The sequence below is a fragment of the Streptomyces sp. NPDC001056 genome (assembly GCF_053598955.1).
On record NZ_JBSFLI010000017.1, the window covers coordinates 139,044 to 160,318 of the forward strand.

The following is a 21,275-nucleotide window of genomic DNA, read 5'->3' on the forward strand; positions in this document are numbered from 1 at the left end:
CGCGCGGCGCGTTCACCCCGTACTGTCGTCCCCCATGAGTCCGACTCCCTCCGCACGCCGTCTGCGCCTCGGTATGCCACGGCGGGCGTTCTCGCAGGTGCTGCTCATGCAGGTGACGATCGCCGCGGGCGTCGCGGTGCTCGTGACCGGCCTGTTCCTGGCGCCGCTGAGCAAACAGCTGGACCACGAGGCGATGCGCCGCGCGCTGGCCATCGCCGAGACCACGGCCCAGGACCCGCAGATCGCCGACGGCCTGCTGACCACGCCGCCGACCAAGGACGGCCCGGTGCAGCGCGAGGCCGAGCGGATCCGGCGGGCCACGCACGCCGAGTACGTCGTGGTCCTGGACCGGCACTGGGTGCGCTGGTCGCACCCGACCACCTCGCAGATCGGCCGCATAGTCTCCACGAGCCCCTCCGACGCCCTCGCGGGCAAGGAGGTCATGGAGATCGACCGGGGCACCCTCGGGCGCTCCGCGCGCGGCAAGGTGCCGCTGTACGACGCCCACCACCGCCTGATCGGGGCCGTCTCGGTCGGCATCGCCTACGACAGCGTGCGCGCCCGGCTGATCGGCGTCATCCCGGGGCTGCTCGCCTACGCCGGGGGCGCCCTCGCGGTGGGCGCGCTGGCCGCCTGGCTGATCGCCCGCAGGGTGCAGCGGCAGACCCGGGACCTGGCCTTCTCCGACATCTCGGCGCTGCTCGCGGAGCGCGAGGCGATGCTGCACGGCATCCGTGAGGGCGTGGTCGCCCTGGACCGGAGCGGCCGGATCCGGCTGCTCAACGACGAGGCGCGGCGGCTCCTGGGCATCGGCGACGAGGCCGTGGGTCGCACCCCGGACGAGGCGCTCGGCGAGGGCCGCACGACCGATGTGCTCGCCGGGCGGGTGACCGGCACCGACCTGCTGACGGTGCGCGGTCGGCGCGTCCTGGTCGCCAACCGCATGCCCACCGACGACGACGGCGCGGTCGCCACCCTGCGGGACCGCACCGAACTGGAGCAGCTGGGGCGCGAACTCGACTCCACGCGCGGCCTGATCGACGCCCTGCGCGCCCAGGACCACGAGCACGCCAACCGGATGCACACCCTGCTCGGGCTGCTGGAACTGGAGATGTACGACGACGCGGTGGAGTTCGTCGGTGAGGTGGTCGGGGACCACCGGGTCACGTCCGAGCAGGTGACCGAGAAGGTGCAGGACCCGTTGCTGGCCGCCTTGCTGGTGGGCAAGGCGACGGTGGCGGCGGAGCGCGGGGTCGCCCTGTGGGTGTCGGAGCGCAGCCGGCTCCCGGACCGGCTGGTCGATCCGCGGGGACTGGTCACGGTGGTCGGCAACCTGGTGGACAACGCCCTGGACGCGGTCGCGGGCACCCCGCACGCGCGCGTGGAGGTCGAGCTGCGCGTCGAGGGCCGTACGGTCGTGCTCAGGGTGCGGGACACCGGCCCGGGAGTTCCGCTGGACCAGCGGGAGTTGGTGTTCACCGAGGGGTGGTCCACGAAGCGGGCGCCCGCGCACGGCAAGCGGGGCCTCGGGCTGTCGCTGGTGCGCCGGCTCGCCGAACGCCAGGGCGGCAGCGCGACCGTGGACACCGCCGGCGGGGGCGGCGCGGAGTTCACGGTGGTGCTGCCGGAGGCGCTGGAGCCGGAACTGGAGCCGGGGCCCGGGCTGGAACCCGAGCCCGAACCCACGGCACGCAGCAGTTGACCGCGTTGACTGGCCGCCGTACTTACTTGACCGCCTTGACGAACTCTGTGGTGTACGTCTTGCTCAGGTCGACGTTCGCGTTCTTGATGTTGGGGTTGAACGCCTTGAGCACCTTCTCCACGGTCTCGGGGCCGTCCTGCGGCATCACGCCGTCGTCGGTGAACATCGGCAGGGTGCTCTTGATGGACCGGGTGTAGAGCGCCTTGTCGCCCTGGGCGTAGTCGGCGGGCATCTTGGCGGCTATCTCGTCGGCGCTGTGGGTGGACATCCACTTGAGCGTCTTGACGAATGCGTTGACCAACTTCTGGACGGTGTCCTTGTGCCCGTTCACCCAGTCCGTCTGCATGTACAGACTTGACGACGGGTACGGCCCGCCCAGCGCCTGCTGCGAACCCTCCGGAGTGCGCATGTCGAGCAGGATCCTGCCCGCCTTCTTGTCGAGGATCGTCGCGACGGTCGGATCGGTGGTCATGCCGCCGTCGATCGAGCCCTGCCGCAGCGCCGCGATGAACGTCGGTCCCGCGCCGACCGCGACCGGCGTGAACTGGCTGACGTCGACGCCGTTCTTGACCGCCAGGTACTTGGTGAGGAAGTCGGTCGAGGACCCGAGCCCGGTCACGCCCAGCTTGCGGCCCTTGAAGTCCTTGGGCGAAGTGAGGTCGCCCGCGGCCTTGTCGGAGACGACCTCCACCTCGCCCGGCGCGCGCGAGAACTGGACGACCGACTCGACCGACTTGCCCTTCACCTGGAGGTCGAGGGTGTGGTCGTAGAAGCCGACCGCGCCCTGCACCTGGCCGGCGACGAGCGCGGTCTCGGCCTGGACCCCGGCGGGCTCGGTCATGAGCTGGACGTTCAGGCCCTCGTCCTGGAAGTAGCCGAGGCGCTGGGTGAGCATCGCGGGCATGTAGATGACCTTGTCGAGGCCACCGACCATGATCTTGACGGTCTCGCCCTTGCCGCCGCCCCCGCCGCCGGAGCCGGCCGCGGAACCCGCCGCGTCGTTGGCGCAGGCGGTGAGGGAGGACAGGGCGAGCAGGCCGGCGGCGGCCAGGGAGGCGTGTCGGGCGGTCTTGCGCATGGCGGTTCACGTCCTTGTGAGAGGGCGGTGCGGGAAGGCGTGGGGGCTGGTCCTGCGAAGGGTCGGTCGGCCGCTTCCGGAAGCGGTGGGTCAGCTGTCGGAACCGCTGGGCTTCCAGCGGAAGATGCGGCGTTCGGCGAAGGTCAGCAGTCCCTCGGCGGCGAGGGCGACGACGGCGAGGATGACCATCGCGGCGTACACACCGGCGGCGTTGAAGGTGTTCTGCGACTGCGCGACGAGCAGGCCGATGCCCTTGGTCGCGCCGATGTACTCGCCGACGATGGCGCCGATCAGCGCGAAGCCGAAGCTGACGTGGAGGCTGGTGAAGATCCAGGAGGTGGCCGACGGGATGACCACCTGGAGGGTCACCCTGCGGTCGCTCGCGCCCAGGATGCGGGCGTTGGACACCAGGTTGCGGTCCACCTCGCGAGCGCCCTGGAAGGCGTTGAAGAACACCGGGAAGAAGACCAGCACCACGGCGGAGGCGACCTTGGAGGACGGGCCGAGGCCGAACCAGATCAGGAAGATGGGTGCCAGGACGATCCTGGGAATCGAGTTGAGCACCTTGATGTATGGACCAAGCACCTCGGCGAGCAGGTTGATCCGCCCGAGCGCGATACCGAGGAGGACACCGGCGACCACGCCGACGACCCAGCCGAGCAATGCCTCGTAGAGCGTGTACCAGACCTGTTCGCCCAGTGAGCCGAGCGCGGTGCCGTGCATGACCCAGGTGGAGATCTGGTCCCAGATCTTGGAGGGCATCGAGAAGTTGAACGGATCGATGACCTTCGCCCGGGACAGCGCCTCCCACAGGCCGAGGACGGCGACCAGGAGCACCACCCGCGCGGTGGTGACGAGGAGCTTTCGGCGGCGGGCGGCCTGGGCGCGGCTCTGGGCGCGGCCGGAGGTCTTGGCAGTGCCGGCGACCGGGACGTCGAGAATCTCAGGCGACACGTGCGGCACCCCTCTCGCGGGTGATGCGGACCTCTTCGCCGAGGGACTCCCAGATCTCCCGGTAGATCTCGATGAAGTGCGGCTGAAGACGCACCGACTCGACCTTGCGCGGCCGGGGCAGGTCGATCTCGAAGACCTGCTTCACGGTCGCGGGGCCCGCGGTCATCACGACGACCTTGTCGGCCAGCGCGATGGACTCCTCCAGGTCGTGGGTGACGAAGACGACCGAGGCGCCGGTGCCCTCCCACAGCTCCAGCAGTTCGTCCGACATCAGCGCCCGGGTCTGCACGTCGAGCGCCGAGAACGGCTCGTCCATCAGCAGGATCTCGGGATCGTTGACGAAGGTGGCGGCGAGGGCGACGCGCTTGCGCTGCCCGCCGGAGAGCTGGTGCGGGTAGCGGTCCTCGAAGGCGGCGAGCCCGACCCGGGCCAGCCACTCGCGGGCCTTCCGCCGGGCCTCGGCCTTGGGGACGCCGCGGAAGCGGGGGCCCGCCATGACGTTCGACAGGACGGTGCGCCAGGGGAAGGTGGCGTCCTGCTGGAAGACGAAGCCGACCTTGTCGCCGACGCCGCCGACCGGCTCCCCGGCCACCAGCACCTCGCCCTCGGTGGGCTCCTCCAGGCCGCTGACCAGGGTCAGCGTGGTGGACTTACCGCAGCCGGTCGGTCCGACGACCGCCACGAACTCACCGCGTTCGACGGTGAGATCCAGACCGCGCACGGCCGTGTGCAGTCCCCCGGACGGGGTTCTGAAGGTCTTGCTCGCGCCCCGCAGCTCGATGGCGGGGCCGGTGTGTGCGCTCATGGCCCGGGACGGTAGGTCCGCCCCCCGGCCCAGCAGCAGTCTTGTGTGCACAAGCCGTTCTTTTGCTCGCAAGAACCTGTTGTGCTCTTTTTGCTCACGCTACAACTGCGGAGCCGCAAAGGCGGGCCCGCCGCCCGCCGGCCTTGAAGGAGAGGCCTGATGATTGACGTCCTGGTGGTCGATGACGACTTCCGCGTCGCCGAGATAAACGCCAAGTACGTGGGAAAGGTTCCCGGATTCCGGGTGGCCGCCCGCGCGCACAGTGCCGCCCAGGCGCTGGCCGCCGTGGAACGCGGCGCTATCGACCTGGTGCTGCTCGACCACTATCTACCGGACCGTACCGGTCTGGAACTACTCCAGCGCATGCGGGAGCAGGGCCATGGCACGGACGTCATCATGATCACGGCGGCCGGCGATGTCTCCACCGTCCAGCAGGCGATGCGGCTGGGCGCCCTGCACTATCTGGTGAAACCATTCACCTTCGCCGCGCTGCGTACCCGGCTGGACTCCTATGCCGCGCTGCGCCGCACGGTCGACCGGGTGGGCGGCCGGGGCGTGACCGGCCAGGAGCAGGTGGACCGGATCTTCGGGGCGTTGCGGACGACGCCCGCCCCCTCCGCGCCCGGCCTGCCGAGCGGCCACACCGCCCCCACGACGGACCTGATATGCGACGTCCTGTACGACGCCGACCATCCGCTGTCGGCCCATGAGGTCGCCGCCCGCACCGGCCTGAGCCGCTCCACGGCCCAGCGCTACCTCCGCCACCTCGAACAGGCCGGCCGCCTGCGACTCTCCCTGAAGTACGGCGACACGGGCCGCCCGGAGCACCGGTACGCGTGGGTGGCGCCGTGAGGCTCGGCCCCGTTAGACGGCCCCGGCCCCGGTGAGGGAACGCACCTCCGTCTCCGCGTACTTGGCCTCGTCAGGGATCTCGTCCGAGGTGACCGTGCCCAGCCAGCCGGCGAGGAAGCCGAGCGGGATGGAGACGATGCCCGGGTTCTGCAACGGGAAGTACTGGAAGTCGACGCCCGGGAACAGCGAACCCGGGCAGCCGGACACCATCGGCGACAGCAGCACGAGCCCGAGCGCCGGGACCAGCCCGCCGTACACGGCCCATACCGCGCCGCGTGTGGTGAATCCGCGCCAGAACAGCGAGTACATCAGTACCGGCAGATTCGCCGACGCGGCGACGGCGAAGGCGAGTCCGACCAGGTAGGCGACATTGAGGTCCCGGGCCAGCAGCCCGAGCGCGATCGCCACGACACCGATCCCGACGGCGGCGAACCGCGCGACGGCCACCTCGCCGCGCGCCCCGCCGCGCGAGCCCCGCAGCGACGCGTACAGATCGTGGGCCACGGAGGCGGAGGAGGCGAGGGTGACGCCGGCGACCACCGCGAGGATCGTGGCGAAGGCGACGGCGGCGACCACCGCGAACAGAACCGTTCCGCCGGTGGAACCCGCGCCGCCGCCCAGATCGAGGGCGAGCAGGGGCACCGCCGTGTTCCCGGCCGCGTTCGAGCCGCGCAGGTCCCCCGGCCCCACGACCGCCGCCGCTCCGAACCCGAGGACGATCGTCAGCAGATAGAAGCCGCCGATCAGGCCGATGGACCACACCGCGGAACGCCGGGCGGCGCGAGCGGTCGGCACCGTGTAGAAGCGGGACAGGATGTGCGGCAGCCCCGCCGTACCCAGCACCAGCGCGAGGCCCAGGCTGACGAAGTCGAAGCGGGCGGTCCAGCTCCCGCCGTACTTCAGGCCGGGTGCGAGGAAGGCGTCCCCATGACCGCTGCGCCGCGCGGCCGTGACCAGTAGTTGGTCGAGGTCGCCGTGGAAGCGCAGCAGGAGGAGCACGGTCAGCGCGACCGTCCCGCCGAGCAGCAGCACCGCCTTGACGATCTGGATCCAGGTGGTCGCCCGCATCCCGCCCAGGGACACGTAGATCACCATGAGCGCGCCGACCCCGATGACCGTCCAGGCCTGGGTCGCCCCGCTCGTCCGCCCCAGCAGCAGCGCCACCAGGCTGCCCGCGCCGACCATCTGCGCCACCAGGTACAGCACGGACACCACGACCGAGGACGTGCCCGCCGCGATCCGCACCGGTCGCTCGCTCATCCGCGCGGCCACCACGTCGGCCAGCGTGAACCGTCCGCAGTTGCGCACCAGTTCGGCCACCAGGAACAGCACCACCAGCCACGCGACGAGGAAGCCCACCACGTACAGCAGCCCGTCGTAGCCGTACAGCGCGATCAGCCCCGTGACGCCCAGGAAGGAGGCCGCCGAGATGTAGTCACCCGCGATGGCAAAACCATTCTCCATAGGGGAGAACAGCCGCCCGCCCGTGTAGAACTCCTCCGCCGAACCGTGCCGCCTCCGGCTCACCCACGTCGTGATCCCGAGGGTGACCGCCACGAAACCGCTGAACAGCAGCAGCGCCGGCGTCTGATGATCGCCGGTCACCGGGCCCCTCCCCGGGCCTCCCGGGCCAACTCCTGGGTGTTCCAGCGCAGTTCCAACGCCGTCCGGTCCCGTCGCAGCCGCGCGTGCCGGGCGTAGGCCCAGGTGAGCAGGAACGTGGTGAGGAACTGCCCGAGCCCCGCGAGCATGCCCACGTTCACCGCGCCCACCACGGGCCGCGCCATCAGCCTCGGCGCCGTGGTCGCCGCGACCACGTACGCCACGTACCAGCCCAGAAAGACCGTGACTCCCGGCACCACGAACCGCCGGTATCTGCCGCGCACTTCCCGGAAGGCCGCGCTGCGCTGCACCTCGATGTACACGTCGCGGGCCCGTGTCGCCGAGGCGTCCCGCTCCCCGCGCGCGGAGGGCACGGAGGGCGCGGGGGGTACGGCCGGCGCGGGCATCGTCCCGGTGCCGTCCGACTCGCTCCAGCCCAGGGCCTGCGGGTCGTACCAGGGGTCCTCGTGCCGCGCATCGCGGGTCGGTGCGCCGTGGTCCCTCCGGTTCTCGGCCGAACGCTCGGGACCGTCCCCTGCTCCGCGGGCACGATCGTTGCTTGACTGCATGCCCAAGGATGGACAGACCGGGAAGTTCCGTGACTCTTCTTCTCCGCGCTCTTCACCCCATCAGGTGACCTCACCCCGCGGGCGGCCGCACCAGGCCCTTGCCGTAGGCGTAACGCACCGCCTGCGCCCGGTCCTTGAGACCCGTCTTGGCGAACAGGTTGTTGATGTGCGTCTTCACGGTCGCGGTCGAGACATGCAGTCTGCGCGCGATCTCCTGGTTGCTGAGTCCCTCGGCGATCAGCACCAGGACCTCGGTCTCGCGCGTCGTCAGCCCGTCCGGCGCGGCGGGCGGGGCCGCGACCGGCTGGGGTTCGGCCTGCGAGAGGCGCTCCAGCAGCCGGCGCTGCACGCTCGGCGACAGCCCCGCCTCCCCCGACAGCACGCTCTCCACGGCCCGCACGATCTCCTCGCCGCCCGCGTCCTTGGTCAGGTACCCGCGGGCGCCGGCCCGCAGCGCGGGGAACAGCGACTCGTCGTCGGCGTACGTGGTGAGCACCACCACCTGGGTCCCGGGGTACTGCTCCCGAATCCGCCGGGTGGCCTCCACGCCGTCGCAGCGGGGCATCCTGAGGTCCATCAGAACGACATCCGGGGCGAGTTCCCCGACCAGGCGCACCGCCTCCTCGCCGTCTCCCGCGGCGCCGATGACCTCGATGCCGGGCAGCAGTCCGAGCAGCATCACGATGCCCTCCCGGACGACGGTCTGGTCGTCGGCGACCACCACCCGCGCCGGCTTCTTCTCCCCTTCCGCCTCGGTCATGCCGGCACCTTCAGCGTCACCACGAACCCCTCCTCGTCCGGCCCCGCGTCCAGCGAGCCGCCCAGCAGTTCGGCGCGCTCGCGCATACCGAGCAGACCGTACCCGCCGCCGGAGGCCGTGAGGTCGCCGGGCCGTCCGCCCGAGTCCCGTACGTGCAGCGTCACTTGGTGGTCGCTGTAGTCGAGGCGAAGGGCCACCTTGGCGCCCTGGGCGTGCTTGCGGACGTTCGTCAGTGCCTCCTGGGCGACCCGGCGCACGGCCTGGGATGCCTCGGCCGGCAGCGGTCTGGGCTCACCCGTGACGGTGACCGCCGCGCCCTCGGCCCCGCTGACGAGTTCACCGAGGAAGTCCTCCAGCGGTGTCAGTTCGCCGCGCAGCGCGGACAGCGCCTGTCTGGTCTCGGCGAGACCGTCGCGGGCCATGCCCCGGGCGGCCACCACCCGCTCCAGGATCCGCTCCCGGTCGGCGCCCCGCTCGATCAGCAGCCGGGCCGCCTCCAGGTGCACGAGTTGCGCGGAGAGGCTGTGGGCGAGGACGTCGTGGATCTCGCGGGCGATTCTGGCCCGCTCGGCGAGGGCCGCGGACTCGGCCTCGGCGGCTCTCGCGGCCCGCTCCTGGTCGAGGAGCCGCTGCGCGTTGCCGCGGGCTTCCGCGTCCAGCCGCAGGATGTAGCCGGCAAGGGCCATGCCCGCCACCGAGGCGGCGGTGGTGAGCCAGACGTCGTTGTTGAAGGCGGAGTACGCGGCGAGTCCCGCCGAGGTCACCGGGGTCGCGGCCGCGAGCGGGAGCCGCTCCAGGGCGGTGATCCCGCAGCCGCACCAGAGGACGAGGGCGAGTGCCCTGAACCCCGTTGCCTCGGCGGCCACCGCGATGCCCATGAGCGCGGCCAGCAGGAGCATGGAGGGCAGCAGCCGGTGCCAATAGGTGGCGCGGAAGAAGGCCCAGGCGAGGAAACCGGCGGCGAAGACGCCCGCGAGCGCGGCGATTCCGGTCCAGACACCGACGTGCTTCCGGTTGTACGCGCCCCACAGCAGCAGGGCGATCACCAGGGCCCTGACGGCCCAGGCGAGCAGGCGGCGGGGGCGGGTGGTTCCGGCGCGGCCGAGCGCTTCTTTCGAGGGCCACCGCGTCCAGGCGTTCTCGGTCACACGCGCTCCTCTCCCGCGGGCCTGCCGTCACCGTACGCCGCTGCGAGGCGGCTCGTGGGGCCGAGGGGCTGGGTGGTCGGGGGTGTACGGACGGCGAGAGTGCTCGCGCGCCAGGTGAGGATTCCCGCGCGGACCAGCAGGGAGGCGGCGAAGCCGAGGAGCAGGGCGGAGCTGTGCTGGTGCAGGCCGAGCGCGGCTCCGACGGCGAAGACGCCGACGCGCAGGACGATGCCGGCGATCCAGACGGCGGCGCTCGCCCTGGTGCCCTTGCTCCACACGGCGCCGTCCGGCTCCGTCCAGACGCGGGTGGTCCAGGCCCAGCCCGCGCCCATGGCCAGGCCGATGAGGAGCTCCACGGCGAGCAGTGCGGCGGACCCGACACGGTGGTGTGCGTCGAGGACGCCGGGCTCGCGCAGCGCTATGACGCCGAGGATCAGGGGCAGCAGCCACCAACGGCGGTCCGTGTCGATCGGGCGGGCGCGGAACTGCCGTACCAGCACGAGCGCGACGACGGCCACGATCACCAGCGCGTTGGCGAGCCCCACCATCAGATCCTCCGTGAGCGAGAAGTCGGGTGCCGGGAGCGAGCGCTGCCCGACGCTCCGAAGTTACGGAAAATCCCAGGCCGGGAGATCGGAGCCGGGGTGGATCACAGGTGGAGATCTTGGCTGACCGACCTCCACCCATGGGTGGAGATGGATCGGGGTCGGCCCCCGCCGGAGGGGTCGTCCCTCGCCGGAGGAGGCCGGCCCTCGCCGGAGGGGCCGGCACGTATTCGATCGATCTCGCACGGAGTGGGTTCCGGGGCCCGGCCCCGGTGCCTGACTTGTCGGGCTCGGCCCGGCGCGGCGGCTGGAACGGGCTGGTGGGCGGGGGGCTTGGGTTTGAGGGACGGGTCGGAGGGACTGACACGGGTGACCGGCCGGGGGCGGCGGCGTGGGCCGGCTGCGACAAGGTGAACGGGCCGGGTGAGCTGCCGCGCGGCCCCGCCGGACCGCCCCGCCACTCCCTGGAGGATGAGCCGACGAAAGGTCGCGTCGGCGCCGAGACCCAGCCTGCGGCTGCCGCCGGACTCCGACGCGTGGCGGGCACGGCCGGCCCAGGGCGGGCCGCCTGTGCTGAGGCAGAGGCAGCCCGCCCAGGTCGCGGACCCCCGGCCCCGTCCCGCGGCATGGCCCAACGCGAACCGTGGGGCGGAGCCGATGGACAAGCCTGTGGGGGCGGGCGAGCCCGGGGCGGCAACAGCCGACGTGCGGGCAGCCAGGAGAGGCCGAGGCGGGGAAGATCAGCCAGGCCGCACGAGGCCGTTCGAACACCTCGCCTGCCCTATCGAGCCGGATACCGAGCCGGATCGCGGCCGACAGACCTCGCCCTGCCGCCGACCGGGCTCGGCCGGGCTCGGTCCATGGCTCCGACACCGAGTCGCACCAGGCGCGTCCGGCCCCGGCTCGGTACGGGCCCGGATCCGATGACCGCGCCGCGGACCCGTCCGAGCCCCCTCCTGGCACGGCTCCTGGCCAACCGACCCGCGCCAGGGCCGCCGAAGCGAACGAGAACTCAGGTCCAGGCCACCCCGCCTCCACCCGAGCCCCGTCTCTCCACCGGCCCGGAAGCGACTGCGCCGCACCGGTCCGCACCTACCCGGCCCGAAGCACCGCAGCCGCCCCGGCCCTCTCCGGAGCCGGCCCAGCGCACCCCGCCACAGCGGCGCGCTTCGGCCGGGCCCTCGAACCCGCCCCACCCCAGGCAGCGTCAGGCGTCGATGCGGGAACGGTCCAGTGTCGCCGCCGAGCCGGAGATGAACTCCTTGCGAGGGGCGACGTCGTTGCCCATCAAGAGGTCGAATACCTGTTCGGCGGCTTCGAGGTCGGAGAGGTTGATGCGGCGCAGGGTGCGGTGGCGGGGGTCCATGGTGGTCTCGGCCAGCTGGTCGGCATCCATCTCGCCGAGGCCCTTGTAGCGCTGGATGGAGTCCTTGTAGCGGATGCCCTTGGTCTGGAACTCCATGAGCTTGTCGCGCAGCTCGCGGTCGGAGTACGTGTAGACGTACTTGTCCTGCCCCTTCTTCGGCTGGACGACCTCGATGCGGTGCAGCGGCGGCACCGCGGCGAAGACACGCCCCGCCTCGACCATGGGCCGCATGTAGCGCTGGAACAGCGTGAGCAGCAGGCAGCGGATGTGGGAGCCGTCCACATCGGCGTCGGTCATCATGATGATCTTGCCGTAGCGGGCCTGGTCGATGTCGAAGGTGCGGCCCGAGCCGGCTCCTATGACCTGGATGATCGCGCCGCACTCGGCGTTCTTGAGCATGTCCGTCACGGACGAGCGCTGCACGTTGAGGATCTTGCCGCGGATCGGCAGCAGGGCCTGGAACTCGGAGTTCCGCGCCAGCTTGGCCGTACCGAGCGCGGAGTCGCCCTCGACGATGAACAGCTCGCTGCGGTCGACGTCGTCGCTGCGGCAGTCGGCGAGCTTGGCCGGCAGGGACGAGGACTCCAGGGCGGTCTTGCGCCGTTGCGCGTCCTTGTGCTGGCGGGCCGCGACACGCGTCCGGGCCGCCGCGACCACCTTCTCCATGACGACCCGCGCCTGGGCGGCCGCGTCCCGCTTGGTGGCGGTCAGGAACGCCTTCAGCTCCTTGGTGACCACCTGGTTCACGATGCGGCGGGCCGCCGAGGTGCCGAGGACCTCCTTGGTCTGTCCCTCGAACTGCGGCTCGGCCAGGCGCACGGTGACGACGGCGGTCAGACCCTCCAGGGCGTCGTCCTTGACGATGTTGTCCTCGGCCACGCGCAGCAGCTTCTTGGCGCGCAGCACGTCGTTCATCGTCTGGGTGAGGGCCTGCTCGAAGCCGGAGACATGGGTGCCGCCCTTGGGGGTGGCGATGATGTTGACGAAGGACCGCAGGGTCGTGTCGTAGCCCGTGCCCCAGCGCAGCGCGACGTCGACGCCCAGTTCGCGGGCGACCTCGGTCGGGGTCATCTGGCCGTGCTCGTCCAGGACGGGAACGGTCTCCTTGAAGGTGCCCCTGCCGGAGAAGCGGAGCACGTCGCACACCGGCTTGTCGTTCGCCAGGTACTCGCAGAACTCGCTGATGCCGCCGTCGAAGCGGAAGGACTCCTCGCCCTTGCTGCCGCCCTCGCCGAGGCCGTACTCGTCACGTACGACGATGGTCAGACCGGGCACCAGGAAGGCGGTCTGCCGGGCGCGCTGGTGCAGCGTGTCCAGGGAGAGCTTGGCGTCCTTCAGGAAGATCTGCCGGTCCGCCCAGTAGCGCACACGTGTGCCGGTGCGGGTCTTGGGGATCTTCTTGGACTTGCGCAGACCGCTCTTGGCCTCGAACTTCGCGTCCGCGCCGGCGCCCGCGAAGGCGCCCGGCTGGCCACGCCGGAAGCTGATGGCGTGGGTGGAGCCGCTCCGGTCCACCTCGACGTCGAGACGGGCGGAGAGGGCGTTGACCACGGAGGCGCCGACGCCGTGCAGGCCGCCGGAGGCGGCGTACGAGCCGCCGCCGAACTTGCCGCCCGCGTGGAGCTTGGTCATGACGACCTCCACGCCGGACAGGCCGGTCTTGGGCTCCACGTCCACGGGGATGCCACGGCCGTTGTCGCGCACCTCTACGGACGCGTCGTCGTGGAGGATCACCTCGATGTGGTCGCAGTAGCCGCCGAGGGCCTCGTCCACCGAGTTGTCGATGATCTCCCACAGGCAGTGCATGAGACCGCGGCTGTCGGTCGAGCCGATGTACATGCCGGGGCGCTTGCGCACGGCTTCGAGGCCCTCAAGGACGAGCAGGTGCCGCGCGGTGTAGTTGGAACCGTCCCGGTCTGCTCCTGCCAGCAGCGCTGTGGACGGCACGGACGTATCGGCGGTCACGCGGTTCGCTCCTCGCTGAATTTCAGGTTGCCCCCTCCTGGGTAAGGGGGTGGCTTCGGTCGCCCGTCAGAGGGTACCGATGCCTGGTAGAGCCGGTGTAACGCCACCCTCGTCGGCTACTCAGCCTAGTCCAGGGTCGCAAACACGTTCGATCCCTCGATGGGGTGAAGTACATATCACGTTCCCTTGGAGGCATGAACCATTTAGGCTCCGGGCACGTCCTCATGAACAACCGGCAACCCGGCCGGGAGGATCGAGATACTAGACAGCGCGAACCCGTAAGCAGACTTGACACGCACTACGGCACATTCGCCGCCAACCGGCAGCAGACAGCCGCCCCGGAAAGATTTTTTCGAGGAAAAGCCACGAGCGGGAACGTTTTCGGGCTGGTTGGATGTTGACCCTGGTACGACAGCTCGTCGAGCTAGAGAAGAGGCGACGTGACTACTGTTCTGACCCCCGCGAGCCCGCTGACGGCCGCTGATCGCTGCGACCGCTGCGGCGCCCAGGCATACCTGCGCGTCGTCCTGCTCAGCGGCGGAGAGCTGCTCTTCTGCGCCCACCACGGTCGCAAGTTCGAGCCGGAACTCAAGAAGATCGCCGCTGAGATACAGGACGAGACGGAGCGGCTGACCTCCGCCCCGAGCAACGACTCCGACGAAGAGCGCTGAATCTCGCACATACGACGACGAGCCAGCCCCGGCACAGTCCGGTGGACGGGCGGCCGCCCCGGAGCGGCCGCCCGCGCTCGTATATCCGCGAACGCCCCACAAGGCCCTCAGGAGCTCCTGCGGGGCCTCTCGCGGGCTTTCCCGAGGGTTTGCCCGTCCCGGCCGTCGCCACCCGCCCCGAGGGCGCGTACGACCTCGGAGACACGGGTGTAGACACCGGGGCTCCCCGCCCGCCCGCATCCGCTGCCCCAGGACACGAGTCCGATCAGCCGCCCGCCGGCCACCAGCGGCCCGCCGCTGTCCCCCTGGCACGCGTCCGGACCTCCGGCGGTCTCTCCCGCGCAGAGCATGCTCCCGGCCCGGAACACGCCGTCCGGGCCACCCGGATAGGCACGGGTGCAGCGCTCGTCGGCGAGCACATGCACCTCGGCGGCATGGAGCCGGTGCGCGTAGGCGCCGCCGCCGGTCAGGTCGCCCCAGCCGGAGACCAGGGCCTTGGTGCCCGGTGTGTAGGCCGGGTCGCCCGGCCCCGCCATGCCGATGACCGCGCCCTGCGCCAAGGGCTCGGCGAGCGTGACGACGGCGAAGTCGCCGGAGTTCGTCGCGCTGTCGAAGCCCGGGTTGACCTGTACGTCCCGTACGGCGATCTCCTGGCCCTCGTCGGACAGCAGGTCCGTGCGGCCCGCGATGACCTTGAGGTCGCGCGCGCGGTCGGGCGGCGCTCCGAGGACGTCGTCGTTCATGCAGTGGGCGGCCGTGAGCACCGTGGTACGGGCGATCGCCACCCCGCCGCAGAACTGGCCCGCCCGGGTGCCTCCGAACCGGTCACGGCTGGAGAGCGCCACCGTCCACGGGGCCTGCGAGACGTCGATGGGAAAGCCCCCCACGACCACGCTCCGAGCCGCCGCGGGCGACGCCAGGGACGCGCTCACCAGGGGTATGGCGGTCACGGTGGCCGCCAGGGCGAGCGGCCGGATCAACGCACGGACAGCGGAACGACGCATGCTGACTCCTCACTCAGGGTGGGAACTGGGAAACCCAGAGTGATCCACATGGTCACGGCTCGCAGCACGAAGGCCCGGCTCCCACGAGGGGGAGCCGGGCCTTCGGCGTCGTACGACCGGACTCGCCGACCGGAGCGGCGGACTAGTCGAGGTAGTCGCGCAGCACCTGGGAGCGCGACGGGTGGCGCAGCTTCGACATGGTCTTGGACTCGATCTGGCGGATGCGCTCACGCGTCACGCCGTAGACCTTGCCGATCTCGTCCAGGGTCTTCGGCTGGCCGTCGGTGAGGCCGAAGCGCATGGAGACGACGCCGGCCTCGCGCTCGGAGAGGGTGTCGAGGACAGAGTGCAGCTGCTCCTGGAGGAGCGTGAAGCTGACGGCGTCGGCGGGGACGACGGCCTCGGAGTCCTCGATGAGGTCACCGAACTCGCTGTCGCCGTCCTCACCCAGGGGGGTGTGCAGGGAGATGGGCTCGCGACCGTACTTCTGGACCTCGATGACCTTCTCCGGGGTCATGTCGAGCTCCTTGGCCAGCTCCTCCGGGGTGGGCTCGCGGCCCAGGTCCTGGAGCATCTGGCGCTGCACGCGGGCGAGCTTGTTGATGACCTCGACCATGTGCACCGGGATACGGATGGTGCGGGCCTGGTCGGCCATGGCGCGGGTGATCGCCTGACGGATCCACCAGGTGGCGTACGTGGAGAACTTGTAGCCCTTGGTGTAGTCGAACTTCTCGACGGCACGGATCAGACCGAGGTTGCCCTCCTGGATGAGGTCCAGGAAGAGCATGCCGCGGCCGGTGTAGCGCTTGGCCAGGGAGACCACCAGACGGAGGTTGGCCTCCAGCAGGTGGTTCTTGGCGCGACGACCGTCCTCGGCGATGATCTCCAGCTCGCGCTTGAGCTTCGGGGCGAGCTTGTCGGCGTTCGCGAGCTTGTCCTCGGCGAACAGGCCGGCCTCGATGCGCTTGGCGAGCTCGACCTCCTGCTCGGCGTTGAGCAGGGGGACCTTGCCGATCTGCTTCAGGTAGTCCTTGACCGGGTCGGCGGTGGCGCCGGCCGCGGCGACCTGCTGCGCGGGCGCGTCGTCCTCGTCCTCGTCGGAGAGGACGAAACCGGCGCTCTCGGCACCCTCGGGCTCGTCGCCGACCTTGGTGTCCTCAAGGACCTCGTCCTCAAGGATCTCGGCGTCGTCCTTCTTGCCCGTGGTCTTCTTGGCCGCGGTCTTCTTGGCCGTGGTCTTCTTGGCAACCGCCTTCTTGGCGGTCGTCTTCTTGGCCGCGGCCTTCTTGGCCGGCGAGGCCTCCTCGGCGGGATCGGCCGGGACGGCGGACGCCGCGGGGGCGGCCGTGGTGGCGGTGGCCTTCCTGGTGGTCACCGTCTTCGCCGCGACCGTCTTGGTGGCGGTGCGCTTGGCCGGGCTCTTCGCTGCGACGCTCTTTCGGGTGCGCTTGGGCTCTGCTGCACTGACCATCAGCGTCACACCCTCTTCCTCAAGGATCTGGTTGAGGCTGCGCAGTACGTTCTTCCACTGAGTGGCCGGAATCTGGTCAGCTTCGAAGGCCCGACGCACATCGTCGCCGGCGATCTGCCCCTCAGCCTTTCCCCGCTCAATGAGCGCCATGACAGAGACGGACTCGGCGATCTCCGGCGGGAGCGTACGGGATGTGCTGGCCGACACGAACAACCTCTCGGAACGTTGGAAAACGACTTCCGGCACCGTCCATTGCGGACGGCAACCGACCACCGGCCTGGGGATGGGCCGACGGCGCGGGCGCGGGCCGGGAAGATGCACAGCGCCATGCATGGCGTCCGTATTCCCTCCGCGGCTGTCACCTCTTAGGTCATCGCGCTGTTCCCCTGAGTGTTACGCCCATTCTGCGTGGCCCGAGTCACACCCCGTAAGCGAACAAAGACGGGCAGATGTGAACGAAAGAGATCGTTCGCCGCACCGCCGGACCCCACCGGACTCCTGGGGATCCGGCGGGGTCCGGTGGGCTCCGGCGGTGACGGGGACGACGACCGGCACCCGGCCCGGCACACCGTGGGAACCGCGGGGACGCCGCACACCGACGACCGCACCGCCCGCGGGGCGGTCAGTGCTCGCGCGGGGCGGGAACCACCCGCTCCACCTCGGGCTGGGCGGTGAGCAGCTGGCGCATGGCGGTCTCCGCCGCGCCGCCGTCGCCGGTGCCGAGGGCGTCGACGATCCGGGCGTGCTGGGCGAGGGAGGCGTCGTTCGGCCGGTCGCAGGCCGTGACCGGGCCGCCGGAGACCTGGAGGGCGGCGCCGACGATGCCGGAGAGGTGCTCCAGCATGCGGTTGCCCGCGATCTGGATGAGCAGCCCGTGGAACTCGGTGTCGGCGCGCGAGTAGGTGAGCGCGTCGCCCTGCGCCATGGCGTGGCCCATGATCTCGACCATGTCGGACAGGCGCTGCTGCACCTCCTCGCGGCCGTGCCCGGCGGCGAGGCGGGCGGCGAGCGGCTCGATGGTCCAGCGCAGCTCGCTGAGCTCGCGACGCTGGTCGTCGCGCTGGGGGCCGAAGGCCCGCCACTCGATGATGTCCGGGTCGAGGAGGTTCCAGTCGCTGACCGGGCGCACCCGCGTGCCGACGTTGGGCCGGGCGCTCACCAGGCCCTTGGCCTCCAGGACGCGGAGGGACTCGCGGACGACGGTGCGGGAGACCTCGAAGCGCTGGCCGATCTCCTCGGGCACCAGCGGCCGGTCCGCGCCCAGGTCGCCCGAGACGATCATCTGACCGAGCTGCTGGACGAGTTGCCCGTGCAGCCCGCGTCCGCGGCTGCCCGCGGCGCGCCGGCCGACCCGGCCCAGCTCGGATTCCCCTCCGTCCCAGGCGGGCGCTCCGACGCGGTCGCCCACCGGGGCGTCGCCATAGGAGTAGCGGTCGAGTTCGCCCGGACCGACCAGACCGGAGTCGGTGGAACGGGCGGCGGTCATCATGGTGTGCGCAAGGGTACTCACGAGTCCTTTGTCGGCGTCGGCTCCAACTCCCTTGAGGTCTTTGGTGAAAAGCACACGAAAGGGTGATCGCTCACCCCGTCGCAATTGACGCCTTATCGGAAAGAAACGGGCTGCCCACGGGGAGTTGTGGGCACAAGCGGCATCAGAACCGTAAGAGCCGCGGTCATCACGCCCTGCTGCGCAAGGTCGTGAACAGATACGCGCACAGCAGTGCCGCCAGGGACAACGCCATTGCGCCACCCACGGGTTGGACGAGTACGCGCACCACCGCGAGCAGGTACCGGTCCCCGCCGAACGGCCACTGGAGCAGGAACACCTCCCGCATCCGCACCGGCAGATCGGCCGCCGTCCGCACGGCCGGACCCCGGAACGCCGAGTGCATGAGGGGCACGACGGCCACGGGTACGGCGAGGACGGCGGCGAGTCCTCCCGAGGTGGACCGGAAGACACCGGCCGCGAGCACCCCGGCCCAGGCACACCCGACGACGAGTCCGAACCAACTCGCGGCCATCGGAAGCCAGTCGTCGGGGACCTGCGTGAGGTCCCGTCCGTAGACGAGGTAGAGGGCCTCGGCGTCGCAGCCCGTGGTGAGGAGGGCGAGCAGTACCGCGGTGACTCCGGAGACGACGAGTTTCGCGGCCAGCAGCCCCAGCCGGCGGGGCACGGTGCCGCGGTCGGCCGCGAGGGCGGGGTGACGGAACTCGTCCCCGAAGGCCAGCGCCCCGAGCAGCCCCGCCGCCAGTGCCGTGGGCGGCAGCGGCAGCTCCCGCGGCCACGCCGCGAACAGCCGCGCCTGCGGGGTGTGGCCGATCCCGGCCAGCGCCACGGCGGTGAGGACGGACAGCACGAGCGCGGCGCCGCAGATCAGGAACCCGGTGCCGACGCCCGCGGCCCGCCGGATCTCGTAGCGCAGGGGGCGGAGGGGGGTGGGGGCGGAGCGGACGGAGATGGGGGGCGGGAGGGGGGAGAGTGCGTCGAAGGCGCGGGTGCCGCCGGTCCGGCCGTCGGGGTCCGCCGCCCCCGGCCGGCGGATGGCCGGCTTCCGGGCTCCGGGGAGGAGGGTGCGCAGGGCGGAGATGCGTGCGGCGGCGGCGCGGGCGGGAGCGGTGGTCGTGGGGGCCGTGGGCGTGGGCGTGGCGCGCGTGGAGGCGGTTTCCGGCTTTCCGGGGCGGCGGGGAGGCGCGGTTCCCGCACCGAACGCCACGCCGCTTCCGGCTCGGAGCGGGGTCTCGGCGGATCCGGTCGACGAGACCGAGGCGATCCGGTTGTCCGGGTCGCCGGGCAGAGACGACGGCAGCGGTGACTTCTGCGGGGTGGGGGCTGGGGCAGGGCGCTCGGCGCGCGTGGTGGTGGGCGAGTCGGGCGCGGAGAAGCCGAAGACGGTCCTTTCGCGCTCCGAGGTCGCACGGCCCGACGCCTGGCCCGGTGCGGTCGGCACGCGCTCGGGCGGCGCGCCGACCGCACTCGTTCCGGGTCCCATGTCGCCCAGTTCGTCGGCGAGTTGGTGGACGAGGATGCCATGGCGGAAGGCCGTGTCGCCGATGACCGCGGTCGTGGTGCCGTACACGGAGAGGTGGTTGCCGCCCTCGCGTACGACCTCCACGGAACGGCGGCCGGTGCGGGCCTCCTTGGCGAGTGCGGCGGCGAGGCGCCCGGCGTGCGGGCTGCGCACGGCCACGCGCGGGCGCAGCCGGGTGCGCGCGAACTCCCCCGCCTCCTGGTCGGCGACGAGCCGGCCGGCGTCGAGGGTGACCACCCGGTCCGCGACGCGCGCGGCCTCCCTCGGGTCGGCCGTGGTCGTCAGCACGGTGCCGCCCTGGTCGGCGTGGGCGCGCAGCATGCCGTACAGCCACTGCGCCTCACCGGGGGAGAGATCGCCGGCCGGATCGTCCAGGACGAGCGTGTGCGGGTCGGGCAGCAGGGCGCACGCCAGGCCGAGCCTGCGGTCCATGCCGCGCGAGAGCGTGCCGAGCCGTTCCTCGCGGAAGCTGACGAGGCCGACCGCTTCGAGGACCTCGTCGGCACGGCGCGCCGGGACGCCCGAGGCCGCGCACAGCATGCGCAGATGACCGCGGACCGAGCGGGCCGGGTGCCCCGGCACGTCGCCGAGGAGCACGCCGACCTCGCGCGCCGGATGGGCGATCCGGTACAGGGGCCGCCCCCTGAAGTAGGCGATGCCGCGACCCGGTTGCAGGGCGAGCATCAGCCTCAGCGCCGTGGTCTTGCCCGCGCCGACGGTGCCCAGGAGCACGGTGATCTGTCCGGCACGCGCTTCGAAGGAGACGTCGTCGACGGCAGGCGGCCGCGCCTTGCGGGAGGTACTGGTCAGTCCGAAGGCTTGGATCACCTGCAGCAAGATAGCGTGCGATGTCCTGTTTTTTGATGTATGGGAGGTTTTGGCGACGAGTGCCACGCCCCCGCGCAGGTCCCTGTCCACCGTTCGACGCAACAGCGGCCCGGCCACCCCGGCCGCGGCCGGGCTCCGCGCCGGTCAGACCTCGGGACGCAGCATCGGCGGATTGAGCAGCGTGGCCCCACCGGCCCGGAAGAGCTGGGCCGGGCGGCCACCCTGGCGTGTGGTCGTGCCTCCTGTCGGAACGAGGAATCCCGGGGTCCCGGTGACCTTGCGGTGGAAGTTACGCGGGTCGAGGACCACCCCCCACACCGCCTCGTACACCCGGCGCAACTCCCCGACCGTGAACTCCGGCGGGCAGAACGCGGTGGCCAGCGACGAGTACTCGATCTTGGAGCGGGCCCGCTCCACGCCGTCGGCGAGGATCCGGGCGTGGTCGAAGGCCAGCGGTGCGACGGGTTCGCCGTCGCGGCCGTGACCGCCCTGCTGGAGCAGTTCCTCGACCGGGGCCCAGCGCGCGTTGCTGGCGTCGCCTCCCGCGCGGGGTGCGGGCAGGTCGGGGGCGAGCGCGAGGTGCGCGACGCTGACCACGCGCATCCGCGGGTCCCGATCGGGGTCTCCGTAGGTGGCGAGCTGCTCCAGGTGCGCCCCGTTGTCCTGTGCGGGGGCCGAGGGGTCGTGCGCGTGCAGCCCGGTCTCCTCCACCAGCTCGCGTGCCGCCGCCTGGTTCAGGTCCTCGTCGGCCCGTACGAAGCCGCCGGGCAGCGCCCACCGTCCCTGGAAGGGCGACTCGCCCCGGCGCACCGCCAGCGCGCACAGCGCATGACGGCGAACGGTCAGCACGACCAGGTCCACGGTGACGGCGAAGGGCGGAAAGGCTGACGGGTCGTAGGGCATGCCGCGATCATAGTCGTCTGCCT

The 21,275-nt window shown here is 71.5% G+C and carries 17 protein-coding genes; 3 read left to right on the top strand and 14 right to left on the bottom strand.

The window, feature by feature from the left end; all coding sequences use genetic code 11:
• The first annotated feature begins 34 nt into the window (after positions 1 to 34).
• Positions 35 to 1,702 (top strand): ATP-binding protein, encoded by a 1,668-nt coding sequence (locus ACWDD7_RS21205; protein ID WP_392211521.1) that lies wholly within the window; start codon positions 35 to 37, stop codon positions 1,700 to 1,702.
• A gap of 22 nt (positions 1,703 to 1,724) precedes the next feature.
• Here the strand turns inward: ACWDD7_RS21205 and ACWDD7_RS21210 are convergent, their stop codons facing one another.
• The 3 genes from ACWDD7_RS21210 to ACWDD7_RS21220 form a co-directional block, all read right to left on the bottom strand.
• Positions 1,725 to 2,780 carry an ABC transporter substrate-binding protein gene (locus ACWDD7_RS21210; RefSeq protein WP_351864871.1) on the bottom strand — a complete coding sequence of 352 codons (1,056 nt, stop codon included), beginning with the start codon at positions 2,778 to 2,780 and terminating at the stop codon, positions 1,725 to 1,727.
• A 90-nt stretch (positions 2,781 to 2,870) separates the two neighbouring features.
• On the bottom strand, positions 2,871 to 3,734 hold the full coding sequence (locus ACWDD7_RS21215) for an ABC transporter permease (RefSeq protein WP_450458475.1): 864 nt from the start codon (positions 3,732 to 3,734) through the stop codon (positions 2,871 to 2,873).
• The gene (locus tag ACWDD7_RS21220) at positions 3,724 to 4,539 is read right to left on the bottom strand and encodes an ABC transporter ATP-binding protein (RefSeq protein ID WP_450458476.1); all 816 of its coding nucleotides are present in this window, start codon (positions 4,537 to 4,539) and stop codon (positions 3,724 to 3,726) included. Before ACWDD7_RS21220 ends, ACWDD7_RS21215 begins: the two co-directional genes overlap by 11 nt.
• 159 nt (positions 4,540 to 4,698) lie before the next feature.
• Between ACWDD7_RS21220 and ACWDD7_RS21225 the strand changes: the two genes are divergently transcribed.
• Complete coding sequence (locus tag ACWDD7_RS21225; protein WP_450458477.1) at positions 4,699 to 5,391, top strand: response regulator; 693 nt, start codon at positions 4,699 to 4,701, stop codon at positions 5,389 to 5,391.
• A gap of 12 nt (positions 5,392 to 5,403) precedes the next feature.
• On the opposite strand, the gene ACWDD7_RS21230 is transcribed toward ACWDD7_RS21225, so the two are convergent.
• From ACWDD7_RS21230 to ACWDD7_RS21255, 6 genes are all read right to left on the bottom strand, one after another.
• Positions 5,404 to 6,996, bottom strand: a complete 1,593-nt coding sequence (locus tag ACWDD7_RS21230; protein ID WP_450458478.1) for a solute symporter family protein — start codon at positions 6,994 to 6,996, stop codon at positions 5,404 to 5,406.
• Positions 6,993 to 7,562, bottom strand: coding sequence for a DUF485 domain-containing protein (locus ACWDD7_RS21235; protein ID WP_450458479.1), 570 nt, complete (start codon positions 7,560 to 7,562; stop codon positions 6,993 to 6,995). The genes ACWDD7_RS21230 and ACWDD7_RS21235 overlap by 4 nt, the downstream gene beginning before the upstream one ends.
• Positions 7,563 to 7,632: 70 nt before the next feature.
• Positions 7,633 to 8,322, bottom strand: coding sequence for a response regulator transcription factor (locus tag ACWDD7_RS21240; protein ID WP_392211508.1), 690 nt, complete (start codon positions 8,320 to 8,322; stop codon positions 7,633 to 7,635).
• Entirely contained in the window at positions 8,319 to 9,470 is a 1,152-nt protein-coding gene (locus ACWDD7_RS21245; RefSeq protein WP_450458480.1) for a sensor histidine kinase, read from the bottom strand. Before ACWDD7_RS21245 ends, ACWDD7_RS21240 begins: the two co-directional genes overlap by 4 nt.
• Positions 9,467 to 10,018 (bottom strand): DUF1453 domain-containing protein, encoded by a 552-nt coding sequence (locus tag ACWDD7_RS21250; protein ID WP_450458481.1) that lies wholly within the window; start codon positions 10,016 to 10,018, stop codon positions 9,467 to 9,469. The genes ACWDD7_RS21245 and ACWDD7_RS21250 overlap by 4 nt, the downstream gene beginning before the upstream one ends.
• Positions 10,019 to 11,222: 1,204 nt before the next feature.
• Positions 11,223 to 13,346 carry a DNA gyrase/topoisomerase IV subunit B gene (locus tag ACWDD7_RS21255; RefSeq protein WP_450458482.1) on the bottom strand — a complete coding sequence of 708 codons (2,124 nt, stop codon included), beginning with the start codon at positions 13,344 to 13,346 and terminating at the stop codon, positions 11,223 to 11,225.
• 440 nt (positions 13,347 to 13,786) lie between these two features.
• On the opposite strand from ACWDD7_RS21255, the gene ACWDD7_RS21260 reads away from it, so the two are divergent.
• Positions 13,787 to 14,017, top strand: a complete 231-nt coding sequence (locus ACWDD7_RS21260) for a DUF7455 domain-containing protein (RefSeq protein WP_351864899.1) — start codon at positions 13,787 to 13,789, stop codon at positions 14,015 to 14,017.
• A gap of 107 nt (positions 14,018 to 14,124) precedes the next feature.
• Here the strand turns inward: ACWDD7_RS21260 and ACWDD7_RS21265 are convergent, their stop codons facing one another.
• The 5 genes from ACWDD7_RS21265 to ACWDD7_RS21285 all read right to left on the bottom strand — a co-directional run bounded on the left by ACWDD7_RS21265 (position 14,125) and on the right by ACWDD7_RS21285 (position 21,252).
• A complete protein-coding gene (locus ACWDD7_RS21265) occupies positions 14,125 to 15,021 on the bottom strand; it encodes a serine protease (RefSeq protein WP_450458485.1) in 897 nt (298 codons plus the stop codon).
• A gap of 142 nt (positions 15,022 to 15,163) precedes the next feature.
• Positions 15,164 to 16,699, bottom strand: coding sequence for an RNA polymerase sigma factor (locus ACWDD7_RS21270; protein ID WP_351877048.1), 1,536 nt, complete (start codon positions 16,697 to 16,699; stop codon positions 15,164 to 15,166).
• A gap of 415 nt (positions 16,700 to 17,114) precedes the next feature.
• The gene (locus ACWDD7_RS21275) at positions 17,115 to 18,002 is read right to left on the bottom strand and encodes a FadR/GntR family transcriptional regulator (RefSeq protein ID WP_351877049.1); all 888 of its coding nucleotides are present in this window, start codon (positions 18,000 to 18,002) and stop codon (positions 17,115 to 17,117) included.
• Positions 18,003 to 18,168: 166 nt separating this feature from the next.
• Positions 18,169 to 20,349 carry an ATP-binding cassette domain-containing protein gene (locus ACWDD7_RS21280; RefSeq protein ID WP_450458486.1) on the bottom strand — a complete coding sequence of 727 codons (2,181 nt, stop codon included), beginning with the start codon at positions 20,347 to 20,349 and terminating at the stop codon, positions 18,169 to 18,171.
• 144 nt (positions 20,350 to 20,493) lie between these two features.
• A complete protein-coding gene (locus tag ACWDD7_RS21285; protein WP_450458488.1) occupies positions 20,494 to 21,252 on the bottom strand; it encodes an NUDIX hydrolase in 759 nt (252 codons plus the stop codon).
• Between the last annotated feature and the right edge of the window lie 23 nt (positions 21,253 to 21,275).